Raw genomic sequence first — 23,435 nt, 5'->3', positions numbered from 1 at the left:
TATTCCATGAAAAGTGGACAGAGCATAGGCTCTGTCCTTTTCCTTTAGGATGATACATTTTTTCTTGTACGCTTGCGCTGGTAGTAATAAAGGATACCGCCAGCAGCGAGCATGAGCACGCCAATCAGTACAGCTGTATACATCATCGTGGCTGTATTCGGCAGTGTGCCGCCTGGGAGGCCGGTTCCTTCTTGGTTTGGATCTGTGCCTGTACCTCCGCCTGGTGCTGATGTTTCGCCGTCTCCACCATTTTGATCTGGGGTTGTTCCAGCTGCTGCATTTTGATTGAGGACGGTGTATTCGCTAAAGTGCTCAGTTTGACCTGATACGACTCCATTTTCGAACGATCCGTTACTTGTTTTGGCGTAACGATTCTTCTCGCGATCCACATAATACACACTAGGTTTTTTCGCCTTTTGAGGCTCGTCTAGTGTAAAGGATAGTGTGACAGGGTCTTTAAAGGTCGAAACCTTTTTCTTGTCTTGTTTGATTTGGAAATCATACGTATCCGTTAATGCGTTTTTCACTTTATCCGTCTTTGTCATCCATATATCTGCGCTTTTCTCGGACAAATTGGAGAGCGGTAATGCGAGTCCCACTTTGTCATGATAGATGGTGACGTTTGGATCTTGCTCTCTTTTCTTCAGCTCGGCTACTTGCGCTTTTGATAGAGACAATTGAACGTTTTTCGCTTCGTTTGCTTTGTCTAGATAAAGCAATGCTTTGTTTGTATGCTGCACATATGTTTGGAATTTCTTATCATCTTGAATGTCATAAGCGCCTTTCCCTTTCACGCGAGGAAGGAACACTTCTTTCACCCTGTGATCGATAACAGGCGAAATCTGCCCGTCTGCCTTTTCAATTTGCTCTTTGAAGATTTCATAGTCGACATAACCTAAGTCTTCGCCGTGAGAGGCTTCTGTAAAGACGCTGTAGCCGTCGCCGCCTGTGCCAACAAAGGCATTTGTGGCTACGCGGTATGTTTTCTCATCATCAATGTCTGTCAGTTGACCTTTTTGGTCTTTCAATTTCACATCAATCAGTCTGCTGCCAGCTGGTTTACTGAGTGTAAACGTATATTCAATGCCAGCTGCATGAGGGAATGCGCCTCCGCCTTCCTCAATGCCTGACAGCCCCTGTTCGAGTGCTTTTTTAATTTGACTGCCTTTTAAATCTGCGACATAAAGTGTATTTCCGAAAGGCATCACCGTTAAAATATCACCTAAAGTGATATCTCCTTTTTCAATGCTTCCACGAATACCGCCGCCGTTTGTGATGGCAAGGTCAGCACCGGCAGATTCTTGCGCTTTCTGCAGCATGCCGTCGGCAATAAAGTTCCCAAGATTTGTTTCCTTCGCACGGACGTGCTCGCGTTGTCCGTCTAATAGGACATCTGTATAGCCGACTTTTTCTGTTTTTAAATCTTGAATATCTGCTTTGTACCCATCAAGGATCGCTTTTGCATCTGCATCTTCTTTGACAGAGTCATCAATAGAGATCAGGTCAAAAGAAGATTCTTTTGGCTGTACGACGCCTTTTTTGTCAAAGGCTACGTCTACTTTCCCTAAAAATTGTCCGTAGTCTTTCACCTGAGCGACAATTGTAGGTTCTTTTTTATTGATGACCTTTAATTTTTCAACAAGTGTGTGCGTGTGACCGCCAATGATTAAATCAATACCGTCAACTTTTTGAGCCAGCTCAAGATCACGATTGTAGCCAATGTGTGTTAACGCAATGATTTTATTGATTTTTTCTTCTGTTTGAATGGTGTTGACTGTTTCTTTTGCTTTCTTGTACGCATCTTTAAATTGAATGTTAGGACCGCTGCTGGATGTAATGGCTGTGTCTTCAGTCGTTAAACCGAATACGGCCACCTTTTCACCATTAACATCAAGCAGGATGTAAGGGTAGATCCCGGCTTCTTTTTTCTCACCAGCTCTAAATGAGGCTGGTTTTTTCACTAAGTCGCTCAATTGTTTTTCCTTCGAGACATCCACGTTTGATGACACAATCGGGAATTGAGGCTTTTCAAATTGATGACGGTTTTTCGGATCGACATCTGATGCATCACCTGTCAGAAATTGACGTAGTACAGAAGGACCTTTGTCAAATTCATGATTACCAAACGTCATGGCATCGTATTTCATTAAGTTCATCAATTTCAGATCGGCAAGTCCTTGCCATTTTGTGAAGTATAGGTCACCAGAGAAGACATCTCCAGCGTCCAATAAAATGTTGTTCTTGCTTTCAGCACGGACTTCTTTGATCTTTGTTGCGCGTCTTGCCGCATCATCAAGGTGTGCGTGTGTATCGTTCGTATGCATCACTGTTAAATTCCAGTTGTCTGATGTAGGTGGTTCTGTTGTGCCATCGTCTTTAAAGGCTAGCTTGTACACACCAAGACCATCTGTGCTTGCGTTACGAACAAAGTCTACGCTGCTTGATTTCTCAGCAAACGGTTTGGCTAAAAGAGAAGATTCAAATGTTAAAGTTGCGCCTTTCACCGGTGCAATGGCCCAGTTTTGATCAGCACTTGGGTTGATGGTTTTTTGTTCGATAATATAATCCATCAGTACTTGGCGGTTCTCATCTGCTGAGGCAAGCACTACTTTATCTTGGGTCAGATGCGGAAAGCCTCCGCCGCCAGAAGCACGATAGTTATTTGTTACGACTAAAAATTCTTGATTATCAGAGACGGGTTTCCCGTTGTAAGACAGGTTTTTGATGCGGTTTGCATTGGCGTTGACCAGTGTGCCTGTTGTGCTGTATTTAGCAGGCTGCGTCACATCGACTTGGTATGTCACACCATCTATTACATCAAAGTTATACGAGCGGTATTCCTCGTTTAAAATCGGCTGTTCTTTTGAAACGTTCGGTTTGATCTGATTAAACTGTCCGGCAGACATCTCTAACCAGTCTTTCACTTCACTGCCTCTCAGTTTCACAATCTGCACAGTGTTATCGTAAAGGTAGAGATCGCCGATGTTCTTAATTGCTAAATCTCCTTTTGCGATATTTGTATAATAATTCACACCGTTTCGTCCGCCTGCTTTAAACGGGGCACCTGCAGATAAAATCGGTAAATTTTGATACGCAGTGTCCTTCATTTTTTCTTGTGCATACCATTTTTGGGCATCTGTCACAATTTGAATCGAAGGGTCATCCATCACTTGAGCGAAAAAGCTATTAATGTCTGCTTCTGTTTTGCCAACAGGCTTTCTCACGTAATCAAGTGTGTTTTGATGCGTTGTTTGAATGGCATCTTTTACTGTGCTTTTCTGAGATGATACTCCGGCAACAGATTCGATCTTGCCTGTTCCGTCTGTGACCTTCCAGCTGCTGCCGTCAGGCTCTAGTGTTAAATCAATGACTCCGAGGTAGCTGCCCCAGTTTTTTGACATGACGACTGGGATGCCGTTGATGGTTCCTTTTGAGACATTGAATTTGTCGACGCCGTTATATTCAGCGCTCGGGAATGTGCCATGCTGGTGCCCAGATACAATGGCATTGATGCCTTTTGTTTTCGTGGCAAGGTCAAAGATCATATTTTCTGATCCTTTAGGTGAAGCTGTTTTTTCAATTCCTGTATGGGCAAGAGCGACAATGACATCTGCGCCTTTCGCCTTCATTTCAGGAATGGTTTCATTGGCAGATTCGACGATGTCCTGCACTTGGACTTGTCCATCTAAATGCTTCTTATCCCACGTCATAATTTGTGGTGGAACAAATCCTATGTAACCAACTTTCACAGTTTGTGAGGCTCCGTTTGCATCTTTAAAGGTTTTATCTTGGATCACGTAAGGTGTAAAACGGTGTTCTCCATTTAGCTTTTTGACGTTCGCATTGACAATCGGGAAGTTGGCGCCCGCAATGGTACCGTCAAGGAAAGATAATCCGTAGTTAAATTCATGATTGCCAAGTGTTCCTGCATCGTATTTTAGTTTGTTGAGTGTATGAATAATGGGGTGAACCTTTGTTTGATTGATGATGCTGTCTTTCTCATGTTTGTAAACGTATTCTCCAAGAGGGGTTCCTTGAATCAGGTCTCCGTTATCAACAAGGAGTGTATTTGGATTTTGTGAACGGTGCTTGTCAATCAGCTCGGCTGTTTTTGCCAAGCCAAATTCATTTGTTTCTTTGTCGCTGTAATAATCATAATTCATCATGTTCGCATGAACATCGGTTGTGGCTAAGATGCTGACCTTTACGGCTTTGCCGTTTTCTGTTTCTGCATGAGTAGGTACTGCTGGGAGAATGAGACTAATCATCATAATGGAAGTGAGCAGAATAGACAGGTTTTTCCTTCGTTTAGACCTATGTGTTTGCTTCTTCACCTGATCTCCGCCTTTCTAATTTTTTTGACCACAATACCTATTGTAGAAATGTTTCGTTAACTTTTGTAGTTATTTTTTGCAGATTATTGTAAAGATAACATAAATCATACGAATTACCTTGTTAAGGGAATGCGAATGAGTCGAATTGCTTATTTTTATCATAAGGGGTTTTCTGATAGGGATAGGATGTTTCATTTCAACATGCCCGGGTATAGTGTGTAGTGTAAACGATAATCAAGCAGGAGGGTTTCTACATGGGTAAGAAAATTGCAGTTGTATTAACAGATTACTTTGAGGATGTTGAATTCACCGAGCCTGCAAAAGCCTTTAAAGATGCAGGTCATGAAATCACAGTGATTGAAAACGAAAAAGGAAAAACAGTGAAAGGGAAGCAAGGAGATGCAGAAGTGAGAGTGGATGCGTCCATTGATCACGTGAAGCCTGAAGACTTCGATGCAGTTCTCATTCCTGGCGGTTTCTCACCAGACATTCTGCGTGCAGATGATCGTTACGTCCAATTCACTAAAACATTTATGGATGAGAAAAAACCAGTATTTGCGATCTGTCACGGACCGCAATTGCTTATTACAGCGAAGACGCTGGAAGGAAGAGGCGCAACTGGCTATACATCCATTCAAGTAGATATGGAAAACGCAGGCGCTAAATTTAAAGACGAAGAAGTTGTCGTTTGTCAGGATCAGCTTGTGACAAGCCGTACACCTGATGACATTCCAGCATTTAACCGTGAATCATTAAAACTGCTTGAGAAATAAACCGCAGTTATGACAGGATAAAAAAAGCCAGCACCTTAAGGGGTGCTGGCTTTTTCTGCGCATGATGTAAGGAAACTGCGTGCAGACCGCAAAGCAGCTTCCTGATGCACCATTATTTTCTTAAGTTTTTTAGCTCGCTTGCGATGGCTTGCATTTCACTTGGGCTGAATGAAGATTTTTTCATCACCATTTGGTGAAGAAATTCGATATCTTCGTACTTGTCTGGACTGAAGTCCTCGGCTTTGATGACTCCAATGTTCAGCATATTTAACTTTTGCGAAATGTCTTCAATCAGCTGATTGACTTCAGCCGCTTTTTGCTCTGACAAGGGCGGCACGTCCTTTCCTGCATATATGTCGAATAATATGTCTATTTTAACAGAAATGCAAAAGAATAAAAGGGCTATTAAGATGACACGGAGATGTTTTTCTCCTTTTTCTCCTGCTTAATCTTATCAATGATTCGTTTGGATTCAAATACGACAACCCCTGATAAACCGATGAGCCCGATTAAGTTTGGAATCGCCATCAGCCCATTGAGCATATCTGCCACACCCCAAACGAAGTCATTTTTAAACACGGCACCGAAAAAGACAGCAATGACAAACACGATGCGATAATACATGACGTACGAATCCTTCGCCAAATATGTAAAGCATTTTTCGCCATAATAGGACCAGCCAATGATGGTGGAATAGGCAAACAAGAGCAGACCGATTGCCACAATGGTTGAGCCAACTGGACCGAGGAAATGAGCAAAGGATAACGAGGTCAGCGCATCACTTTTCACTGTTAAATACATATCTGCCATGACAATGGTAATGCCAGTGATAGAACAAACAATGATTGTATCGATAAACACTTGCGTCATAGATACGAGAGCTTGACGGGCAGGCATATCCGTTTTCGCAGCCGCAGCAGCAATTGGTGCTGACCCAAGACCTGCTTCATTGGAAAATACTCCTCGTGCCACACCCCAGCGAATGACAGTTCCAATTGCACCACCTGCCACGGCTTGACCCGTAAAGGCATCTGAGAAAATAAGACCGACTGCGCCTGGAACGAGATCAGCATTCATGACAAGAATGATCAGACCGCAAATGACGTAAAATAAAGCCATGACTGGTACAAAAATAGATGTGACCCGGCCAATGCTTTTAATTCCGCCTAAAATCACGAGTGCCGTAAAAGCCGTAATGATGATACCTGTTACCCATGTTGGAATTTGAAAAGTAGAATTCATGACTCCTGAGATGGAATTAGACTGTACCAGGTTGCCGATCCCAAAGGCAGCACTGGCGCCGAAAACAGCAAATAGAACCCCTAGCCATTTCTGTTTCAATCCATGCTCTAAATAATACATAGGTCCGCCAGACATTTCGCCTTTTTCGTTTTTGATCCTGTATTTAACTGCAAGAACAGCTTCTGCAAACTTAGTGGCCATTCCGAAAAATGCAGCAAACCACATCCAGAATACCGCACCCGGACCACCCGCTATAACTGCCGAGGCCACACCTACGATATTCCCTGTACCGACAGTTGCAGCAAGAGCCGTCATTAACGCTTGGAAATGAGAAATATCTCCTTCTGACATTTTGTCTTGTTTAGAAAAAGCGAGCTTTAAAGAATAAGGAAGTAATCTAATTTGAATGAAGAGAACGCGAAAGGTGAGGTATATTCCAGTACCAACAATTAAAATCAATAGGGGAGGCCCCCACAAAAAATTGTTCATCGTCGTGACAAACTGCTCAATTATTCCCATCTAATATCCCCCTTTGTTTGTGTAATTCTCCTAAAGTTTCTCCTGTTTTTGTGTAATTTGTCAATGGCGATGAGAGCTTTTCTTGCAAAGTTTCCAAAAGAAAAAGGGCTTGATATGATAGAGAAAAGGTTTTCGAAAAGAACTCTTAGGGAAAAGATAGGAGGAGAATGAAGAATGATTCATGTGTTATTCGTGTGTCTTGGCAATATTTGCAGGTCACCGATGGCAGAGGCCATGTTTAGAAAAAGAGTAGAAGATGAGGGGCTTAGCGAGCACTTTGTGATTGATTCAGCAGGGATTGGCGGCTGGCATCAAGGAAGTCCTCCGCATGAAGGAACGCGAAAACTGCTTGATGAAAAAGGCATCAGCTATGAAGGAATGACTGCAAGACAAATCATGGAGAAGGATATCACCACATACGACTATATCATGGCGATGGATGCAGAAAATGTAGGGGCACTTCGCAGTATAGCCGGCTATGGGAAACATCACTTTATTGGCCGTCTTCTTGATTTTGTAGAAGACGACGATCGAGATGATGTGCCAGATCCTTATTACACTGGGAACTTTGAGGAAGTCCATGAATTAATTGAAACAGGAATTGACCGTTTTTTGACGTATGTAAAGAAAGAGAACCACCTTTAACTGAAAGGAGATCAGACGAGATGGAAAAAAAAAATCAAATCGTGCTCCGAGGAGCTGTCATAGGAGCAGCTTGCGGCGCATTGCTGACTTTATTTCATCGGCCAACGAGAATTGCACTCAAAGACAAATGGAATGACTGCCAGCAAAAGCTGGATGAATACCGCCAGGAGCCAGGCAGAATATCGGCTTGCATGAAAGAAAAAATGGAAGAAACGAAGCAGCTGATGCGAACAGTCTCAGATGATTTGTCATTTTTAAATGAACAGGTCAATCAGTTAAAGGAAACAACCCCAAGGGTATTAGAAATTATTGAAGAAACAAAGGATCACTTTCAATCGAAACAGACAGATTGATCATTGGAGATGAGGCGTATGGGTTTTATTAAAGCGTTAATTGAACGCTTTTTGCTGCATGAAGGACCGGCAAAATCTGCTGAGCTTGCGTATTTCTTTTTGCTTTCATTATTTCCGTTTCTCATCTTCGTGCTGACACTGGTTGGGTATTTGCCGCTGACGTCAAAGGATGTCCTGAGCGTCATTTCTGGTTATGCGCCAGAAGGAGCGCTTTCGATGATTGAATCCATTGCCGATCAGACGCTGAATAATCGTAACGGCGGGTTATTATCGTTCGGGATTATTGCCGCCCTTTGGTCAGCATCTAACGGCATTAATGCCGTCGTCAGAGCTTTTAACCATGCTTACGAAGTTGAGGAGAATCGTTCCTTCATTCTCGTACGTTTAACATCGATTATCTTAACGATCGCGATGGTTTTGACCATTATTTTTGCCTTGATGCTGCCTGTCTTTGGAAAAGAACTTGGTTTATTTGTCGCTAAATTAGTCGGGCAGTCAGATGCCTTTCTCACCGTATGGACTGCGATGAGATGGATCATTAGCCCGCTGATTTTGTTGATTGTTTTTACATCCTTGTACTATTTTGCTCCAAACATTAGGCTGAAATTGAAATTTGTTCTGCCAGGTGCCATTTTTGCATCGATTGGATGGATTTTGGTCAGCATGCTGTTTTCATTTTACGTAGGCGAGTTTGCCAACTACAGTGCGATGTACGGAAGCATTGGGGGAATCATTATTTTAATGATCTGGTTTTATTTAACCGGCATCATGATTATCCTTGGCGGCGAGCTCAATGCGCTTTTACATAAACGTAAAATCGTACCAGGCAAGCTATAAAGAAATCCGGGCATCCTAAAGAAGAACGAACAAGTTCAATCTGAATGGATGGGGGAAATCACATATGTCCAAACAATCGAAAAAAGGCGGAAGCAATACGAAACAAAACAAAGGTCATCAGCCTAAGCACAAAACAAGCGGCAGTGCGAACGGGCAAAATGGATATCACTAAATGAAAAAACTCCTCTGCATAGCGCAGGGGAGTTTCTATTTCACGATCGTATATATCGCTTAAGGTTAAAAGCGGCATCAGGCTTTGACTGATAGTGAGGATCGAGCTGGAATCCAGCATTCATCGCTACACGTTCACTTCGAACATGACCTACAGGACAAAAAATTTCAAATCCATCGACTTTTGTAGAAAATATTTCTGTCATATATTTCACGATCGTTGTCACAATACCCTGACCTTGTGCGTCTTGACCAATCCAATAACCAATATTGCCTATTTTCTGATCAAACGTCAGACGGAACACCCCGATAAGTTGATCGTTCAGCTTAATGCCAGCTTCCAACCCTTTTTGTTCATTGTAGGTAGTTTGAGTCGATTGAATAAATGTTCTGACATCCTCTATGCTTTTGCAGTGATGGACCCACGGAAGCCATTCCTCTAAATGAGCCTGATTCTCTTGAATAAGTTTCAATAATGTGTCCGCATCATCAAATTGTAGAGATGTCAAAGTCAATTCATTTGTGATGTCGTATGTAAACAAAGATCGTCCCTCCATTTTAATGACTTTCAACCACTGCTGCCGTTCGCCCAAATCGAACGCAGAAAAACACGAATAATATCACGATGCTGACAAGGTAAAGTAAATTCATTCCTTCAAACGTTTGCACAAAGATTCCACCGAGAACAGGCCCGAGAATACTCCCCGCACTAAACGCCATCCCGCACATCAAATTTCCAGCAGGAAGCAGATGCTTTGGCAATAAGTCGGTCATATAACTGATGCCAAGTGAGAAGGTAGAGCCTACAGCCATTCCGGCAATAAAGAAACAAATCGCAACAGCCAAAACCGATTGAATGAAAATTCCTGCTAGTAGGAAAAAGAAAGACCCGACGAGTGTGACACATAAAATGATGCGGCGCCTGCCAAACCGGTCGCTGAGCATCCCGAGAGGTAGCTGAAAGACAATACTTCCAATGGCAAACGCAGGTAAAATAAACGCCACTGCATCCACTGTTACCCCGCTTCTAAGTGCATACACAGGGAAGTTGCTATTGAGTGTCGTTTCTAAAAAGCCATAGCAAAACGGCATCATAAAGGCGACCCAGCCAAATTGAAAGGCTTTCTTAAAGCGCTTCAAACTGTTTGTCTGCTCTGACGTCTGCACTTCGCCCGTATCTGGATATGTATTTTTCAAAACAAAAACAAGCAGCCAAATACATAAACTAACGGCACCAGAAACAATGAAAGGTAAAGATGGGTTGATTTCAATGAGTGGTGTTAAAAAAGGTCCAGCGGCAAAACCGAGTCCAAAGGATAACCCATACAATGAAATATTTCGCCCGCGATTTCTCGATGACGACGCATAGGTCACCCACGTCTGTGTAGAGAAATGCAGCATATGATCACCAATCCCGATCATGAGCCGCAGGAAGAACCAGACGACATAAGATTCAAAAAACACAAAGCTAAACAAGCTTAAAAAGACAGCAGCGCCCCCAATGACAATTAACGGCTTAAACCCAAACCGGCGAAGCGGCGCTTCCATAAAGGGAGATGCTAGCAGCACGCCAAGATATAAGCCTGTGGCATGCAGACCGTTTAACGTAGGAGAAGTGCCGGCATGTTCAAAAATAATCGAAATGACAGGCAATAACGCTCCCTGCGAAAAACCAGATACAGATACAAGTAAAATTAAAATCATAAAGTGAATTCTCGACATAAGAAGCTCCTTACAAGTTCATATTTTCATCGTACAATGGAACCATAGGGGTTTCAATAGAAAGGTGGAAAAGGAATGAAACTGATATACGAAACGGACCGGTGGATTGCGGGAACAAATGAAAAGCAGCTGTATATCTCAGGAAAAGAAGAAATGGGGTACAGGCCATCTCAATTGTTCTCCTCAGCTATTGCAGGCTGCTTTGGAGAAATGCTCATTCATGTATGCCGGAAAAAGCGAATATCCTGTGAAGGGCTGACGATCACGCCTGAAACGACAAGAGCAGGAGCTGTAAACAAAATCTCCCGTATTCATTTACATATCATTTTTGAACACATCAATACATCTGAAGAACCAATAGATAAAGTCATCACAATTGCTTTGAAGCATTGTTCGATGGTGCAGTCTGTGAAAGGAAGTATTGAGGTCACCTTCTCACACGAGCGAATCTAAATGTATATGATGCCGGCACTCACGAAAGAATAACAATCAGACATATGTAAAGGAGAATGGCTGTATGAATCGTTTGTTTCTTGTGATTGTCGCAATTGGTGTGCCGCTATCGGTCATTGGGAGTTTTCTTCATTTTCCGCAGGTCATCATGTTTGCTGTGTATTGTATCGCCATTATTGGTCTTGCTAGTTTTATGGGAAGAGCCACAGAAAGTCTTGCCATCATAGCGGGCCCAAGAATTGGCGGGCTTTTAAACGCCACATTTGGAAATGCGGTAGAGTTAATTATTTCATTTTTTGCATTAAAGCAAGGACTGACAGCTATTGTACTTGCTTCATTAACTGGATCAGTTATCGGAAACTTACTGCTTGTGGCGGGGCTGTCTTTTTTCGTTGGCGGATTAAAATATAAGCGCCAAGTGTTCAATGTCCACGATGCAAGGCACAACTCGGGCTTGCTCATGTTTGCCATTATTGTGGCGTTTGTCATTCCAGAAGTGTTTTCGGTGGAGATGGCTGAGGATAAACAATTTGTTTTAAGCATTGGAATTAGCATTGTGATGATTTTGCTTTATGTCGCAGCGCTCTATTTCAAACTGGTCAGCCACCGCGGAGTCTATGTTGCCAAGCTGGAGAGCATGGACGGGGAAGCGGAGACGGAAGAAGAAACACCTGAATGGTCTGGTAAGTTTGCCACTGTGATTTTGCTGCTTGCGACGATTGCCGTTGCGTACATTTCAGAGCGCCTCGTCCATACATTTGATACGGTGGGAGAACAATTTGGCTGGAGTGAGCTGTTTATCGGAGTCATTATTGTGGCCATCGTCGGAAATGCCGCAGAACATGCCTCAGCTGTCATCATGGCGTATAAAAACAAAATGGATGTCGCGGTGGAAATTGCTTTTGGCTCAACGCTTCAGGTTGCCATGATGGTCGCGCCAATCCTTGTCATCAGCTCTCTTTTTTTCAATAAGCAGATGCCGCTCATTTTCTCTTTACCAGAGCTCATTGCGATGGCATCCGCTGTGTTACTCACGGTCATTTTATCAAATGATGGTGATACAAACTGGTTTGAAGGCGCCACATTACTTGCTGCCTATTTCATTATGGCGATTGGATTTTTCCTTTTATAATCTTTTGTGGATAAGGGACGTCTTTGCGGAAAATACTATGGAAAAATGAATGAGAAAGAGTGATGATATGAAAAAGATGCCCCGCATCATGTTTGTTGTTCTCTTATCCTTAAGTTTTCTATACAGCTTTCCAGCGGAGGCGGCGAAGCCATTTAAGGTGCCATCGTCTGTCGCTAGTATCTCAAAGGAGAATACGTATCCGAACGCGTCACAGGATCAGCCCCTGCTCCAGCCGAGCGAGCTGACAGCTGAATTGTTCAAAACAACGAATGTACCGATTGAAAATACCCATTTGATCAAAATGCTGAATGAATCCAGCATTTCAGGGACGCCATTAGCGGTTGGATACCGCGCGACCATTTTCCTTGGAAGATGGGCACTGAGCTACGATTCAAACGAAACGGTTGCCAACTGGGAATACAAAAAAGTGAATACGAACCACATTGATAATAGAGGCGGCAACAAAACTGCCATTGGAAAATACGTTCAAAAGCAGCAAGTGAAAGTGAGCGGCGGGCTCACAGCAAAGGTGCCAAACCCGGAAGATGTGAAAACATTGATGATGCAAAAAGCCATTCAAAAAACAAAGCTGCCCCTCGCTTTTGACACAGTGATTGGCGCAGGAACAAAACGAGATCAGTCGTACCATGTATCTCCGAAAAAAGCAGCTTCGCTTCATGCCTATGCACCAGCGATTAACGAAAAAGGAAAGGTGACATACGGAGAAGTGTACCTTGTGCTCAAAGGAAATAAACGCAAACTCGTCGTAAAAAACGTGACCTCACAAGGAATCGGCGCTTGGATTCCTGTGCAGGATCACCTGACGTTTGGGTTTCAAGGGATGAATTAAAACAGTCGTCTCCTCTTATCAAGAGAGGAGATGACTGTTTTTTTGCTAATTGGATTTCTCTTTTTCCCGTTTCAGTTCACTCTTGTAAAAATCAAAGAGGTTATAGAAAAACCATAAGATGAAAAGAAAGAAGATCACTTTGGTCAATATCGTTAAATTGTTAAAAATAAAACATAGACCAAGAAACGGGATGATCATAAATCCATAATAAGAAAACCACCATGTTCTAAAGATGGAACTCAGCTCCTTAAAAGTTTGTAGAAATTAACATGATATTCATATGGTACATTTTTTTGAGAAAATAAAAAAGCCATAGTAGAAGTTGAATGAACCCAACCACTACTATGGCTTAAATTTTTATTCCCCTAAATCCACATTATGATAAACCTGCTGCACATCTTCAAGCTCTTCTAATACATCGATAAGTTTCTCGAATTGTGCTTTAGATTCATCATCTAATGTCACTTCATTTTGAGGAAGCATTGTGATTTCAGCGACAGTAAATTCTTCAACGCCGGCTTGTTTGAATGCTTCTTGTACTTGATGGAATTGATCTGGTTCAGCGTATACAATCACTGTTTCATCTTCTTCCATGATGTCACGTACATCAACGTCTGCTTCCATTAAAAGCTCAAGCGTTTCTTCTTCACTTTTTCCTTCGACACCGATGACAGCTGTTTGGTCAAACATATAAGCAACAGAGCCGCTTACGCCCATGTTTCCACCGTTTTTCCCAAATGCTGCTCGAACATCTGAAGCTGTGCGGTTGACGTTATTGGTGAGGGCATCAACGATCACCATTGATCCGTTTGGACCAAATCCTTCGTAGCGCAGCTCATCGAAATTCTCTTCCGCACCGCCTTTTGCTTTTTCAATGGCACGGTCTACAATGTGTTTTGGGACACTATATGTTTTGGCACGTTCTAGAACAAAGCGAAGTGCTTGGTTTGATTCTGGGTTTGGCTCACCTTGTTTGGCAGCCACATAAATTTCACGCCCGAATTTTGCGTAAATACGACTTGTATTGGCATCCTTTGATGCTTTCTTTTCTTTAATGTTGTTCCACTTACGACCCATCTTATTCACTCTCTTTCACTTAGTAAATACACAGTATGAGGGTCCCCATGCTGCATGAAATCATTCTGCCTTCTATTATACATGAATCAGTCAAGAGGATAGAAGTAAGAGGGCTGAAATGAAGAGATTTCTTAGCTGATGTGTCCAAGCTGTTCAAGCGTTTCATGCTGCTTGTGAGATCTCGTCAGCTCGTCGCACCGAATGAACCTGCCATCTAATAACGTGAAAAGAGCCATGACATCAATTAAACCCCGGTCCCCGCTTGCGAGTTCCACATGTACAGTGTAACGAAAACACCCTTGCTGCGTATCTTCATCAAATAACACATCATGAAAAGCGGGGATCTCAAGCTGTTTTGTCAATCCTTTTAATGTGGATAGATGCATTTTAAACTCATCAAGTGTCGAAACCTTTCCATCAGTCACTTGCTGATAATCAGGTGAAAAATAAGCCTCCACTTTTTCTATATTGAATTTGATTAATACCTCTTCATACATCTCTTTAATAAATGATATCGCTTCTTTTTTTGTCATGAATCAACATCCTCTCTTTATGTTAACCAGTTAACTATAATCAATTATAATTAACTAGTTAACAAAAAACAATCAAAAAAATAACCCCATCATAAATGAGGTTATTTTGCAGGCTGGGGATAAACGAGATCTTCAAGCAATTTGACATCATGCTGATGAAGTTGTTTGATCATTTCTTTTCGGACAGCGAGGGCAGCATCGAAGTATTTTTCGTCTTCGACCATTCCTTTCACTGTGATCTCAATCCCGCGGTTCAGCTTGTTCAGGCCCATAATGCCATGGACTTGAAACGGTTCAATGGCATGTTGAAATTCATCTTTTTTGAGAAAATCATGATGCATCTGATTTAAATTGTCACAGGCCGTTTCGAGTGCTTGAAAGGCTGTGTCTGGGTTTTGATTCGCACTAATTAATACAGACTCCGTAATCCGCATGTAGTGCATGTTATAGTTTTGAATTTGCCGGATGTCTCCGTTAGAAATGGTTAACAGCTTGCCGCTCCATTCTCTAATTTGCAGAGAGCGGAGACCAATCTCTTCAATCGTTCCATTAAAGAGGTTATTCACTGTCACATAATCCCCTTTATGAATCTGACGTTCATAGATCAGAAAAATGCCTGCTAAAATATCGCGAATCAGCGTCTGGGCGCCAAAACCGATGACGATCCCAGCAACACCAGCACCTGCAAGAATTTTCCCAAAATCATGAAAGAAGAGAGAAATGACATACATTACAAAGCAAATCGAAGCGGTGTATTTCGTAACAGATTTGACCAAGCTCTCGATCGTTTTTTTCTTCTTGTCCTCTATAAACTCCGTTCGTTTAAAGAAAATTTGAAGCGCTTTGTTAATCATAAAGACGGCAAGCCAAAGAACGAGTCCAACAAGGAGAATTTCAATGTATTTGTTCTTGACTATTGTCAGAAAAGTATCGTCCATCTATCGGTTACCCCCTGGCTGTACGAGAAGTAAAATCAACATCTTGATAATAGCTGTTTTTCACAAGAACATTCGGACCGAGGCATTGTACGCTTGGACAATGGCAATTCAGCTCTTTTGCTAATTTTGTGTCCATCCAGCGTGAATAAGCAGATTGCAATGTATCAGTAGCAATGTTTCCAAGCGGCGGTGTATCGCCAAAGTCTGTCACAATAATATTCCCATCAAAAATATTCACATTCAAACGTGAGCGGCCGTCAGGGTCATTTCGTACCGTGACATGTTTCTCCTGACGCAATCGCTTGAGGAGGCGCTGATCTTCTTCATCTGTGCTGCAAGAATAAAATGGCAAGGTGCCAAACAGCATCCATGTGTCTTGATCACGAATATCAAGCAGCTGATGAATCGCATCACGCATTTGCGGAAGCGTCAATGATTCAAGGGCGCTGGCAAAATCACTTGGGTACATTGGGTGAACTTCGTGGCGCTGGCATTTCATTTCCTCCACGATTTGCCGGTGGATGTGTTCAATATATGGAAGCGTGCGCTTATTGAGCATGGTTTCAGCAGATACGGTAACACCCGCTTTGACAAGTGCCCGGCTATTTTCAATCATGCGGTTAAATAATTTCTCGCGCTGCTCAAAGGTTGGTTTTCTGTCCATCATCGCAAAACCGACCGTTGCAAACTCTTCGACAGTTCCCCAGTTATGTGAGATGTGAAGGACATCTAAGTATGGAATAATTTCCTCATATCGCGCCAAATCAAGTGTTAAGTTTGAATTGATCTGTGTACGGACGCCGCGTTCATGGGCATACTTTAATAAAGGGACGACATATTCCCGCACAGATTTGAGAGAAAGCATAGGCTCTCCGCCTGTAATACTGATTGAGCGCAGAAGCGGAACTTCATCTAAACGGCGAAGCAGTAAATCAAGCGGCAGTGCATTCGGGTCCTTAGGCTGTAAGGTATAGCCGACCGCACAGTGCTCACATCTCATGTTACACAACGTCGTTGTTGTAAATTCGATATTTGTCAGCTTCATCTCTCCGTAATCCTGCACATCGAGATAGGCTTCCCAAGGGTCGTATGCAGGTGTAATCGGACGAAGTGCTGTTTTTTGGTTCATGGTATCTATCTCCTTTTCATTCGGGCAAACGTAGACCCGCCAACAGTTAATTTTAAGCCCCATCACCGTTATACGCAAGTGGGGCATCATTGATTTACAAGGGGAAAAAAGATAAGCTAGAAACAAATGCTAAAGGGAGTGTATCTATGGGCAAGGCAGCAGACAGCAAAGAGCAGCAGGTTGATTATTTAAAGAACCGATTAGATATGTTTATGAATGTGATTGATTCATTAGATCCTGAATCAACAGATGTTGAGGATATAGACAGACTGATCCAGATGATTGACGACCTAGAAGCGAAATATGAACGGTTTAAAAGCGATTGGAAGGAAGAATAGCTCGCGCAGTGCGGGCTTTTTCTTTAATTTGGCAGGTGAATCAGTGTATGAGTCTCGGTCTTATTCTGCACAATAGAAGAAAAACCGGGAAGTGACGTAAATGAAAAAATACATGCTCATCTGTTTATGTGCGCTTTTTGTATCCATGCCTCTCTCAGAAGCGGAAGCCGTGTCTAATAAGCCCGTCCATTGGGGATTTGCGAAAAGCAAAGAACACAAGCCAGCAGATGCGGGTAAAGAATTGAACGTCCTTTTAAAAAAGTATGATGCCTTTTATTTAGGAAACACGAAAAAGAAAGAGATTTATTTTACCTTCGACAATGGCTATGAAAATGGGTACACGCCGAAGATCTTAGATGTGCTGAAAAAACATCAAGTATCAGGCACCTTTTTTGTGACAGGGCACTTTGTAAAGGATCAGCCTGAGCTCGTCAAACGTATGGCAGAGGAAGGTCATATCATTGGCAACCACTCCTATCACCATCCAGATTTAACAACAAAGAGTACGAAAGAAATCAAAGAAGAGCTGGACCGTGTCAATGAAGCCGTGTACAAAATCACTGGAAAACAAGACAACCTCTATCTTCGTCCGCCGCGCGGTGTATTCAGTGAAAGAGTGCTGAAGGAAACAAAAGAGCTCGGCTACCAAACCGTTTTCTGGTCAGTAGCGTTTGTGGACTGGCATATTCATCATCAAAAAGGAAAACAGTATGCCTACGATCAAATGATGAAGCAGGCGCACCCAGGTGCCATTTACTTACTTCATACCGTCTCAAGAGACAATGCAGAGGCATTGGATGATGCCATCACGGCCCTGAAAAAACAAGGTTATTCCTTTAAAAGCCTAGACGATCTCATGCTTGAAAAAGTATGGCATCTGCCTCAGCTATAGAAAAAAGCTTGCAGAAGACCTGCGAGCTTTTTCTTTATCCTTCTCTTATTTTACACTGAAACAAAATCGGATGATGGCGCGTGAAAGAGTCAATCAAGCCCTCACCGAAAATCGTGATACTTTGCTCCCAAGGATGTCCTAGCAAGCCCCAATGCATCTCCTTTGATAAAAAGAAATCATAATCCCCGTTAGGAAGCACAGGCACTGTCCATTCTCCAAATACATCTTTTTCAAATGAGCCGTATGGTGTGATCCAGTAGCATTCGTGCTGCCAATCGAGTGCCAGCATATATTCGTCTGTTCTCATATGCTCCTGAAAAGCAAGTAATGCTTTCTCTTCAAGGTCTTCCTCCGCATGTAGAAGGGAAGGGTCCTCAAAATAAACAGAGATATCATATGTAATATAAGGAGATGGTACGTGGAATGAGGGAAAACGAGAGATGCTTGGATTAAATTTGAAATCTCGATAGAACGTCTTCCATACCAGCTTTAGTTCTTGATGAGTCAATGGAATCCAGTTTTCCACCTTAACCGCCCCCAAGCTATTCTCTCAACAAATTATTTGAAAATGCGGAACCACCCTTTATGCTTAAACCACAAAAGCATACCCGAGACGAGCAGACCCATGAAAATCAGCACCCCAAAATAGCCATACTTCCAGTGTAATTCAGGCATGTTATCAAAGTTCATTCCGTACACCCCAACAATAAAGGTCAGTGGGATAAAAATGGTCGACACAATGGTCAATGTCATCATGATCGCATTCATTCGATTGGAATTCAGCGTCTGATAGCTGTCTCGTAAATCGGCCGTCATATCACGGTTTGACTCGACGATCTCGGTTAGTTTCAAAAGGTGATCATAAATATCATTGAAATATGCTTGCCGGTTCGTATCGCTTCTCATCGTATTTGTGTTGACAATACGATATAAAAGGTCCCTCATCGGGATAATCGTTCTTCGCAGCTTGAGCAAATCGGATCGAATTCCGAATACTTCGTTCATCAGCGTTCCATATGTTTTATGACCTTCTTCATCCTCAATTTCATTCAGCCTGTCCTCAATTTGATAAATGATTGGGAAATAATCATCGGTAAGCTGATCAATCAGCATATAAGCAATATGCTCAGGTCCGCTATTTCGGGTTTTGTCAGATTCTTTGAGCTTTCGAATGACACGATCAATGTATGGTGCTTCCTTCAAATGAAAGGTCACGATATAATTGTCACCGACAAACAGATCGATTTCCTCAGATCGAAGCGTCTTTTGATTCAGGGCATGAAGCACGAAAAATAAATACCCTTCATAAAAATCAAGCTTCGGCCGCTGTAAATAATGGAAGCAATCCTCAATCGCAAGCGGATGGAACTGAAAGTATTCCTTCAAAAGCGCTGCTTCCTTTTCCGTTGGCGCATGGAAATCAATCCAGTACCAGGCGATATCGGGGCTTGAAAGCTGCTGTAATGTTGCATGTTCAATCAAGTCGCCGTTTTTTGTCACTGCAATTTTTTTCAGCATGTGCACCCCTCCAGACTTGCATTATATCATGAAGCAGCACCGGTGAACTTATACGTGTTCTGCATAAAAAAGCCGATCTCATTACTGAGATCGGTCCAATGTGCGTGTATGATTGATGGATAAAACCGAGAATTAAGGACGACGGAAGTTGACGAAACCACCGTTACGGTCGAACCAGCCTCTAAATGCCCAGTTGATGTAGCCGCCGTCACCTTTGTTTGTGAAAGATCCATTTTCAAATACCCAAACTCCGTAAGTAATGCTTCCGTATTTCACAGTAGCAAACGTTTTGACTCCGTTGAAACGAGTCTCATAACCTTGGCTTAAGTTAAATACCATGACATTGTATTTTGAGCCCGCAGCATAGAAAGCAGACTCCATTAGTCCTTTGACAAAGCCTTCACGGTTTGTGTTAGCATTTGCAGCATTGATTAATGCATTAGCTATACCAAGTACGTCAAAGTTAATATTAACGTTTCCTGCGGTTGTAGATGCTTTACTTTCAACAGCTTTGTTTAAAACAGTTTGCTGAACAGTAGTTGAAACTGGAGTAGTTTTTTGTTCAGCAGCGTCAGCGAATACTGGTAGTGTCGAAGAAACAGCAGTGGCAAGGGCAACAGAAAGAATGGTTTTTTTCATTGGTCGGATCTCCTTTGTTTTTAAATTTTGGGTCTTTCTTTTCGTAAAAAGTGAAACTAGGTGAAGCCGGTTATCAATGAGGTAAAATATGGTCCTGCAAGATAAAACAAATGATTGCCTAATCAGCTAATTCCTTTGTTCACCTCCTTGATATGTCATAATTATACAAATGTTTTCGGAATAGAAGATATCACCCAGAGGTTCTATTTCTAATTTAAGGTAAATAATCCTAAAATATTGAAGGATGCTGTCGAATTTTAGCTGAATTCGACTAAAAATGTTTCTTCATCCAAAAGGAAAATGACCGTAAATAAGGAAGATATAACTGATAAATTCTTGTACTCTTTATGTTTAAAAGTATTCAATATGGAGAATCATTCATGCAAAGTGAAACAATCGCATCTGCGTGTTTGCAGAAAGGAAGAGTAAAACATGTGGGAAAAAGAGCTGGTGGTGGAGCCGCCGTATCATTTCGATCAAGTGCTCAGACGCTTATCAAGTGATCCATTAAAAGCAGTCGATTTGAATAAACGAGAAATCAAAGTACCAATTAGGTTAGAACAAAAACCATACGTTGTCGTCGTTCAAGCCACCGGAACAAAAGAAGCGCCCACGTTTCGGGTGCAAGGAAAAGGTCCTGAGGAACCTCTCATATGTGAGGTGAAGCGGATATTTGGCATGAAGCATCAATTACACGCTGTGCATGAGCATTTTTCTCAAACGAATTTAGCGTCCATATTTGAGCGTCATGTCGGGACACCGCTCATGCTGGATTTTCATTTATATCATTGTTTGATGAAATGCATCATTCATCAGCAGCTCAATCTGGCGTTTGCTTATGAGCTCACGAAACGGTTTGTTCATACGTACGGTGAGCAAATAGAAGGTGTTTGGTTTGATCCTTTACCGGAAGCCATCGCCTCACTTGAAACAGAGGATTTGAGAAAGCTCCAATTTAGTCAGCGGAAAGCGGAATATGTCATCGATGTATCGAAGCGAATTGTGAGCGGCTCTCTTTGTTTAGAAGAATTACACGATTTAACTGATCTGGAGGTGGAAGAACGTCTGCTTCCGATTAGAGGGATTGGACCTTGGACAGTTCAAAATGTGCTCATGAATGGACTTGGAAGACCAAATCTCTTTCCGATGGCAGATATCGGTATTCAAAACGCCATCAAGCGGCATTTTGACCTGCCTGAAAAGCCGACAAAAGAAGAAATGGCAGCATTAAGCAAGGAGTGGACCCCGTATTTAAGCTACGCTTCTTTATATTTATGGAGAAGCATTGAGACAGATAAATAAATGAAAGGGATTTTCTCTCTTTGTCCAAGTCATGATATACTAATGAGATGGAATAAAATGAAGACAACCTATCAAGGGTTCAGATAGAACGGAGAGAATGAAGTGAAGGAAAAACAGCAAGGTGCCCTTTTACAAAAGGGACAGCAGTTCCCGCTTACCATTAAACGCCTTGGCATTAATGGGGAAGGGGTCGGTTATTTTAAAAAGCAAGTGGTCTTTGTCCCGGGTGCGCTTCCAGGCGAAGAAGTGGTTGTGGAAGCAACGAATGTCCAAGCAAAATATGCAGAAGGTACGGTCAGGAAAGTCCGAAAGCGCTCCGAGCATCGAGTGAAACCGCCATGCCCAGTATACGAGCAGTGCGGAGGCTGTCAGCTACAGCATTTGGCATACGAGCAGCAGCTAAAGGAAAAACGAGATATTGTCATTCAATCAATAGAACGACATACGAAGCTATCAGTTGAAAAACTAGATATTCGACCAACGATCGGTATGGAAGATCCGTGGCACTACCGGAACAAAAGCCAGTTCCAAGTAGGGCGTTCTCACAGCGGTGACATCATTGCTGGACTTTACGGACTGAACTCTCATAAGCTTGTACCGATCAAGGAATGTATCGTGCAGCATCCAAATACGAACAAAACAACGGGCGTTGTCCGCAAAATCTTAGAGAAATTCGGTGTATCGGTCTACAATGAACGGACGAGAAAAGGCGACGTACGCTCAATTGTTGTGCGTGTCGGTTTTGAAACAGGTGAAGTACAGGTCGTTCTAGTCACATCAAAACCTGAATTTCCAAAGAAAAAAGAAATCGCCGAAGCCATTCAAAAACGTCTGCCAGAAGTGACGTCCATTATGCACAATGTCAACGGTGAAAAAACGTCGGTCATCTTTGGCCATAAGACATCTCACCTAGCTGGCAACATGGTCATTCAAGAATTTTTAGGAGACGTCTCCTTTGAACTGAGTGCACGTGCTTTCTTCCAATTGAATCCGAAGCAAACGCTAAAGCTTTACGACGAAGCGAAAAAAGCGGCCAAACTGACTGGCAAAGAAAAGGTTGTCGATGCATATTGCGGCGTTGGAACCATTGGTATGTGGCTCTCAGATGGTGCAAAAGAAGTAAGAGGAATGGATGTCATCAAAGAATCGATTGATGATGCCAAGAAAAATGCCAAAAAACACGGCATGAAAAACGCGACCTATGTGACAGGAACAGCTGAACACTGGCTGCCAAAATGGGTCAAAGAAGGCTTCCGTCCTGACGTCATCGTCGTGGACCCGCCAAGAACAGGCTGCGAGCGCACCTTCTTAGACACTGTCAAACAAGTCAAACCAAAACGCCTTGTCTACGTCTCTTGCAACCCATCAACATTAGCAAAAGACCTCGAATACATGTCAAAAGACTACAAAATCGAATACATGCAGCCAGTTGATATGTTTCCGCAAACGGCGCATGTGGAGACAGTTGTATCAATGGTTAGAGTATAAAAAGTGAAGTGAATAAAGACTGTCCGTGATTTGAATACTGGTGTCTAGCTGGTAGGATGATCACGGATTTTTTTATACTGATCCATAGGTGTCGATCAGAGTAAACCATATAAAGGAGATAGAGGAGGATGAAAATGAGTCAATTCGATATTCTAACAAAATACATACCGCTGCTTCAGGAAGATCATATTGGAGAATGGGTAATCGATCAAGAAAATGATGGAACAGCTGAACGCCCAATTCAGATGCCCTTTGTGAATTATTCCGAAACGGTTCGTCACTTGATCGAAGATGTTTATACCTTTGCAAAACAACATCAAGAGCTGGAGCTTACCCGCTACAGAGAGATCCTCAAAGAAAATGGGATTGAAGGTGGACCGAACGATATGGAGAATGTGGACATTTCAAATTTAAATGCGCAGTGTGTGCTTGCTCTCATGATGGGGGTTGTAAGAGCCGAACGGTTTAGCGAGGGTGCCATATTCAATTTCTTTAAAAGTGGAGATATTGTAAAGTGCCTGAAAAGATTGGATTGTTTGGGGTAAATGAA

At 42.4% G+C, this 23,435-nt stretch carries 24 protein-coding genes; 12 read left to right on the top strand and 12 right to left on the bottom strand.

The annotated features are described in order from the left end of the window. Nucleotides 1-44: 44 nt before the first annotated feature. The gene (locus tag C6Y02_RS12135; protein ID WP_106031339.1) at nucleotides 45-4,334 is read right to left on the bottom strand and encodes a multifunctional 2',3'-cyclic-nucleotide 2'-phosphodiesterase/3'-nucleotidase/5'-nucleotidase; all 4,290 of its coding nucleotides are present in this window, start codon (nucleotides 4,332-4,334) and stop codon (nucleotides 45-47) included. Nucleotides 4,335-4,588: 254 nt separating this feature from the next. Here C6Y02_RS12135 and C6Y02_RS12130 point away from each other — a divergent pair, with 254 nt between their 5' ends. After that, nucleotides 4,589-5,107 (top strand): type 1 glutamine amidotransferase domain-containing protein, encoded by a 519-nt coding sequence (locus C6Y02_RS12130; protein ID WP_106031338.1) that lies wholly within the window; start codon nucleotides 4,589-4,591, stop codon nucleotides 5,105-5,107. 112 nt (nucleotides 5,108-5,219) lie between these two features. On the opposite strand, the gene C6Y02_RS12125 is transcribed toward C6Y02_RS12130, so the two are convergent. Continuing rightward, nucleotides 5,220-5,435, bottom strand: a complete 216-nt coding sequence (locus C6Y02_RS12125) for a DUF1128 domain-containing protein (RefSeq protein WP_003214000.1) — start codon at nucleotides 5,433-5,435, stop codon at nucleotides 5,220-5,222. Nucleotides 5,436-5,512: 77 nt separating this feature from the next. Further along, nucleotides 5,513-6,868, bottom strand: a complete 1,356-nt coding sequence (locus C6Y02_RS12120; protein ID WP_060595772.1) for an alanine/glycine:cation symporter family protein — start codon at nucleotides 6,866-6,868, stop codon at nucleotides 5,513-5,515. Between the two features lie 174 nt (nucleotides 6,869-7,042). On the opposite strand from C6Y02_RS12120, the gene C6Y02_RS12110 reads away from it, so the two are divergent. From C6Y02_RS12110 to C6Y02_RS12100, 3 genes are read left to right on the top strand one after another with little or no spacing between them, the layout of a single operon-like run. Beyond that, nucleotides 7,043-7,513 (top strand): low molecular weight protein-tyrosine-phosphatase, encoded by a 471-nt coding sequence (locus tag C6Y02_RS12110; protein WP_034665148.1) that lies wholly within the window; start codon nucleotides 7,043-7,045, stop codon nucleotides 7,511-7,513. Between the two features lie 20 nt (nucleotides 7,514-7,533). Continuing rightward, complete coding sequence (locus C6Y02_RS12105; RefSeq protein ID WP_106031337.1) at nucleotides 7,534-7,866, top strand: YtxH domain-containing protein; 333 nt, start codon at nucleotides 7,534-7,536, stop codon at nucleotides 7,864-7,866. A gap of 18 nt (nucleotides 7,867-7,884) precedes the next feature. After that, complete coding sequence (locus tag C6Y02_RS12100; RefSeq protein ID WP_034665141.1) at nucleotides 7,885-8,703, top strand: YihY/virulence factor BrkB family protein; 819 nt, start codon at nucleotides 7,885-7,887, stop codon at nucleotides 8,701-8,703. 212 nt (nucleotides 8,704-8,915) lie between these two features. Here C6Y02_RS12100 and C6Y02_RS12095 read toward each other — a convergent pair whose 3' ends face one another. Both C6Y02_RS12095 and C6Y02_RS12090 read right to left on the bottom strand, forming a co-directional pair. Next, nucleotides 8,916-9,416, bottom strand: coding sequence for a GNAT family N-acetyltransferase (locus C6Y02_RS12095; protein ID WP_060595774.1), 501 nt, complete (start codon nucleotides 9,414-9,416; stop codon nucleotides 8,916-8,918). 16 nt (nucleotides 9,417-9,432) lie between these two features. Then, nucleotides 9,433-10,596, bottom strand: a complete 1,164-nt coding sequence (locus tag C6Y02_RS12090; RefSeq protein ID WP_003218010.1) for an MFS transporter — start codon at nucleotides 10,594-10,596, stop codon at nucleotides 9,433-9,435. Between the two features lie 75 nt (nucleotides 10,597-10,671). Between C6Y02_RS12090 and C6Y02_RS12085 the strand changes: the two genes are divergently transcribed. From C6Y02_RS12085 to C6Y02_RS12075, 3 genes are all read left to right on the top strand, one after another. Continuing rightward, nucleotides 10,672-11,049: an OsmC family protein gene (locus C6Y02_RS12085; protein WP_106031336.1), complete on the top strand. Its 378-nt coding sequence runs from the start codon at nucleotides 10,672-10,674 to the stop codon at nucleotides 11,047-11,049. A gap of 64 nt (nucleotides 11,050-11,113) precedes the next feature. Then, nucleotides 11,114-12,181 (top strand): calcium/proton exchanger, encoded by a 1,068-nt coding sequence (cax, locus tag C6Y02_RS12080; RefSeq protein WP_060595776.1) that lies wholly within the window; start codon nucleotides 11,114-11,116, stop codon nucleotides 12,179-12,181. A 67-nt stretch (nucleotides 12,182-12,248) separates the two neighbouring features. Further along, complete coding sequence (locus tag C6Y02_RS12075) at nucleotides 12,249-13,031, top strand: YfkD famly protein (protein WP_050944786.1); 783 nt, start codon at nucleotides 12,249-12,251, stop codon at nucleotides 13,029-13,031. Nucleotides 13,032-13,388: 357 nt separating this feature from the next. Here the strand turns inward: C6Y02_RS12075 and C6Y02_RS12070 are convergent, their stop codons facing one another. The 4 genes from C6Y02_RS12070 to yfkAB all read right to left on the bottom strand — a co-directional run bounded on the left by C6Y02_RS12070 (nucleotide 13,389) and on the right by yfkAB (nucleotide 16,708). Further along, complete coding sequence (locus tag C6Y02_RS12070) at nucleotides 13,389-14,108, bottom strand: YebC/PmpR family DNA-binding transcriptional regulator (protein ID WP_034665120.1); 720 nt, start codon at nucleotides 14,106-14,108, stop codon at nucleotides 13,389-13,391. A gap of 131 nt (nucleotides 14,109-14,239) precedes the next feature. Beyond that, complete coding sequence (locus C6Y02_RS12065; RefSeq protein ID WP_106031335.1) at nucleotides 14,240-14,641, bottom strand: nuclear transport factor 2 family protein; 402 nt, start codon at nucleotides 14,639-14,641, stop codon at nucleotides 14,240-14,242. A 101-nt stretch (nucleotides 14,642-14,742) separates the two neighbouring features. After that, a complete protein-coding gene (locus tag C6Y02_RS12060; RefSeq protein ID WP_060595782.1) occupies nucleotides 14,743-15,579 on the bottom strand; it encodes a mechanosensitive ion channel family protein in 837 nt (278 codons plus the stop codon). A gap of 7 nt (nucleotides 15,580-15,586) precedes the next feature. Next, the gene (gene yfkAB / locus C6Y02_RS12055; protein ID WP_106031334.1) at nucleotides 15,587-16,708 is read right to left on the bottom strand and encodes a radical SAM/CxCxxxxC motif protein YfkAB; all 1,122 of its coding nucleotides are present in this window, start codon (nucleotides 16,706-16,708) and stop codon (nucleotides 15,587-15,589) included. 146 nt (nucleotides 16,709-16,854) lie between these two features. Here yfkAB and C6Y02_RS12050 point away from each other — a divergent pair, with 146 nt between their 5' ends. Then, the gene (locus tag C6Y02_RS12050; RefSeq protein ID WP_044139757.1) at nucleotides 16,855-17,046 is read left to right on the top strand and encodes an SE1561 family protein; all 192 of its coding nucleotides are present in this window, start codon (nucleotides 16,855-16,857) and stop codon (nucleotides 17,044-17,046) included. A 100-nt stretch (nucleotides 17,047-17,146) separates the two neighbouring features. Beyond that, nucleotides 17,147-17,938 carry a delta-lactam-biosynthetic de-N-acetylase gene (pdaA, locus tag C6Y02_RS12045; RefSeq protein WP_106031333.1) on the top strand — a complete coding sequence of 264 codons (792 nt, stop codon included), beginning with the start codon at nucleotides 17,147-17,149 and terminating at the stop codon, nucleotides 17,936-17,938. 34 nt (nucleotides 17,939-17,972) lie between these two features. Here pdaA and C6Y02_RS12040 read toward each other — a convergent pair whose 3' ends face one another. The 3 genes from C6Y02_RS12040 to C6Y02_RS12030 all read right to left on the bottom strand — a co-directional run bounded on the left by C6Y02_RS12040 (nucleotide 17,973) and on the right by C6Y02_RS12030 (nucleotide 20,095). Beyond that, complete coding sequence (locus tag C6Y02_RS12040; RefSeq protein WP_106031332.1) at nucleotides 17,973-18,464, bottom strand: DUF2716 domain-containing protein; 492 nt, start codon at nucleotides 18,462-18,464, stop codon at nucleotides 17,973-17,975. 32 nt (nucleotides 18,465-18,496) lie between these two features. Then, nucleotides 18,497-19,456, bottom strand: a complete 960-nt coding sequence (corA, locus tag C6Y02_RS12035; protein WP_060595785.1) for a magnesium/cobalt transporter CorA — start codon at nucleotides 19,454-19,456, stop codon at nucleotides 18,497-18,499. Between the two features lie 132 nt (nucleotides 19,457-19,588). Next, nucleotides 19,589-20,095 (bottom strand): hypothetical protein, encoded by a 507-nt coding sequence (locus C6Y02_RS12030; RefSeq protein WP_060595786.1) that lies wholly within the window; start codon nucleotides 20,093-20,095, stop codon nucleotides 19,589-19,591. A 432-nt stretch (nucleotides 20,096-20,527) separates the two neighbouring features. Between C6Y02_RS12030 and C6Y02_RS12025 the strand changes: the two genes are divergently transcribed. The 3 genes from C6Y02_RS12025 to C6Y02_RS12015 all read left to right on the top strand — a co-directional run bounded on the left by C6Y02_RS12025 (nucleotide 20,528) and on the right by C6Y02_RS12015 (nucleotide 23,430). After that, nucleotides 20,528-21,397 (top strand): DNA-3-methyladenine glycosylase family protein, encoded by an 870-nt coding sequence (locus C6Y02_RS12025; RefSeq protein ID WP_106031331.1) that lies wholly within the window; start codon nucleotides 20,528-20,530, stop codon nucleotides 21,395-21,397. A gap of 102 nt (nucleotides 21,398-21,499) precedes the next feature. Continuing rightward, nucleotides 21,500-22,885, top strand: coding sequence for a 23S rRNA (uracil(1939)-C(5))-methyltransferase RlmD (gene rlmD / locus C6Y02_RS12020; protein ID WP_060595788.1), 1,386 nt, complete (start codon nucleotides 21,500-21,502; stop codon nucleotides 22,883-22,885). A gap of 134 nt (nucleotides 22,886-23,019) precedes the next feature. Beyond that, nucleotides 23,020-23,430, top strand: a complete 411-nt coding sequence (locus C6Y02_RS12015; RefSeq protein ID WP_106031330.1) for a DUF6508 domain-containing protein — start codon at nucleotides 23,020-23,022, stop codon at nucleotides 23,428-23,430. Nucleotides 23,431-23,435: the final 5 nt, after the last annotated feature.

Source organism: Bacillus sp. NMCC4, from assembly GCF_002998555.1.
Lineage (GTDB): Bacteria > Bacillota > Bacilli > Bacillales > Bacillaceae > Bacillus.
This window is presented reverse-complemented; position numbering and strand designations above follow the sequence as displayed.

Bases quoted from the DNA above. Each gene is read 5' to 3' on its own strand.
- C6Y02_RS12130 (WP_106031338.1), top strand. From the start codon at position 4,589: ATGGGTAAGAAAATTGCAGTTGTATTAACAGATTACTTTGAGGATGTT.
- C6Y02_RS12120 (WP_060595772.1), bottom strand. From the start codon at position 6,868: ATGGGAATAATTGAGCAGTTTGTCACGACGATGAACAATTTTTTGTGG.
- C6Y02_RS12110 (WP_034665148.1), top strand. From the start codon at position 7,043: ATGATTCATGTGTTATTCGTGTGTCTTGGCAATATTTGCAGGTCACCG.
- C6Y02_RS12105 (WP_106031337.1), top strand. From the start codon at position 7,534: ATGGAAAAAAAAAATCAAATCGTGCTCCGAGGAGCTGTCATAGGAGCA.
- C6Y02_RS12100 (WP_034665141.1), top strand. From the start codon at position 7,885: ATGGGTTTTATTAAAGCGTTAATTGAACGCTTTTTGCTGCATGAAGGA.
- C6Y02_RS12090 (WP_003218010.1), bottom strand. From the start codon at position 10,596: ATGTCGAGAATTCACTTTATGATTTTAATTTTACTTGTATCTGTATCT.
- C6Y02_RS12085 (WP_106031336.1), top strand. From the start codon at position 10,672: ATGAAACTGATATACGAAACGGACCGGTGGATTGCGGGAACAAATGAA.
- cax (WP_060595776.1), top strand. From the start codon at position 11,114: ATGAATCGTTTGTTTCTTGTGATTGTCGCAATTGGTGTGCCGCTATCG.
- C6Y02_RS12075 (WP_050944786.1), top strand. From the start codon at position 12,249: ATGAAAAAGATGCCCCGCATCATGTTTGTTGTTCTCTTATCCTTAAGT.
- C6Y02_RS12070 (WP_034665120.1), bottom strand. From the start codon at position 14,108: ATGGGTCGTAAGTGGAACAACATTAAAGAAAAGAAAGCATCAAAGGAT.
- C6Y02_RS12065 (WP_106031335.1), bottom strand. From the start codon at position 14,641: ATGACAAAAAAAGAAGCGATATCATTTATTAAAGAGATGTATGAAGAG.
- C6Y02_RS12060 (WP_060595782.1), bottom strand. From the start codon at position 15,579: ATGGACGATACTTTTCTGACAATAGTCAAGAACAAATACATTGAAATT.
- yfkAB (WP_106031334.1), bottom strand. From the start codon at position 16,708: ATGAACCAAAAAACAGCACTTCGTCCGATTACACCTGCATACGACCCT.
- C6Y02_RS12050 (WP_044139757.1), top strand. From the start codon at position 16,855: ATGGGCAAGGCAGCAGACAGCAAAGAGCAGCAGGTTGATTATTTAAAG.
- pdaA (WP_106031333.1), top strand. From the start codon at position 17,147: ATGAAAAAATACATGCTCATCTGTTTATGTGCGCTTTTTGTATCCATG.
- corA (WP_060595785.1), bottom strand. From the start codon at position 19,456: ATGCTGAAAAAAATTGCAGTGACAAAAAACGGCGACTTGATTGAACAT.
- C6Y02_RS12030 (WP_060595786.1), bottom strand. From the start codon at position 20,095: ATGAAAAAAACCATTCTTTCTGTTGCCCTTGCCACTGCTGTTTCTTCG.
- C6Y02_RS12025 (WP_106031331.1), top strand. From the start codon at position 20,528: ATGTGGGAAAAAGAGCTGGTGGTGGAGCCGCCGTATCATTTCGATCAA.
- C6Y02_RS12015 (WP_106031330.1), top strand. From the start codon at position 23,020: ATGAGTCAATTCGATATTCTAACAAAATACATACCGCTGCTTCAGGAA.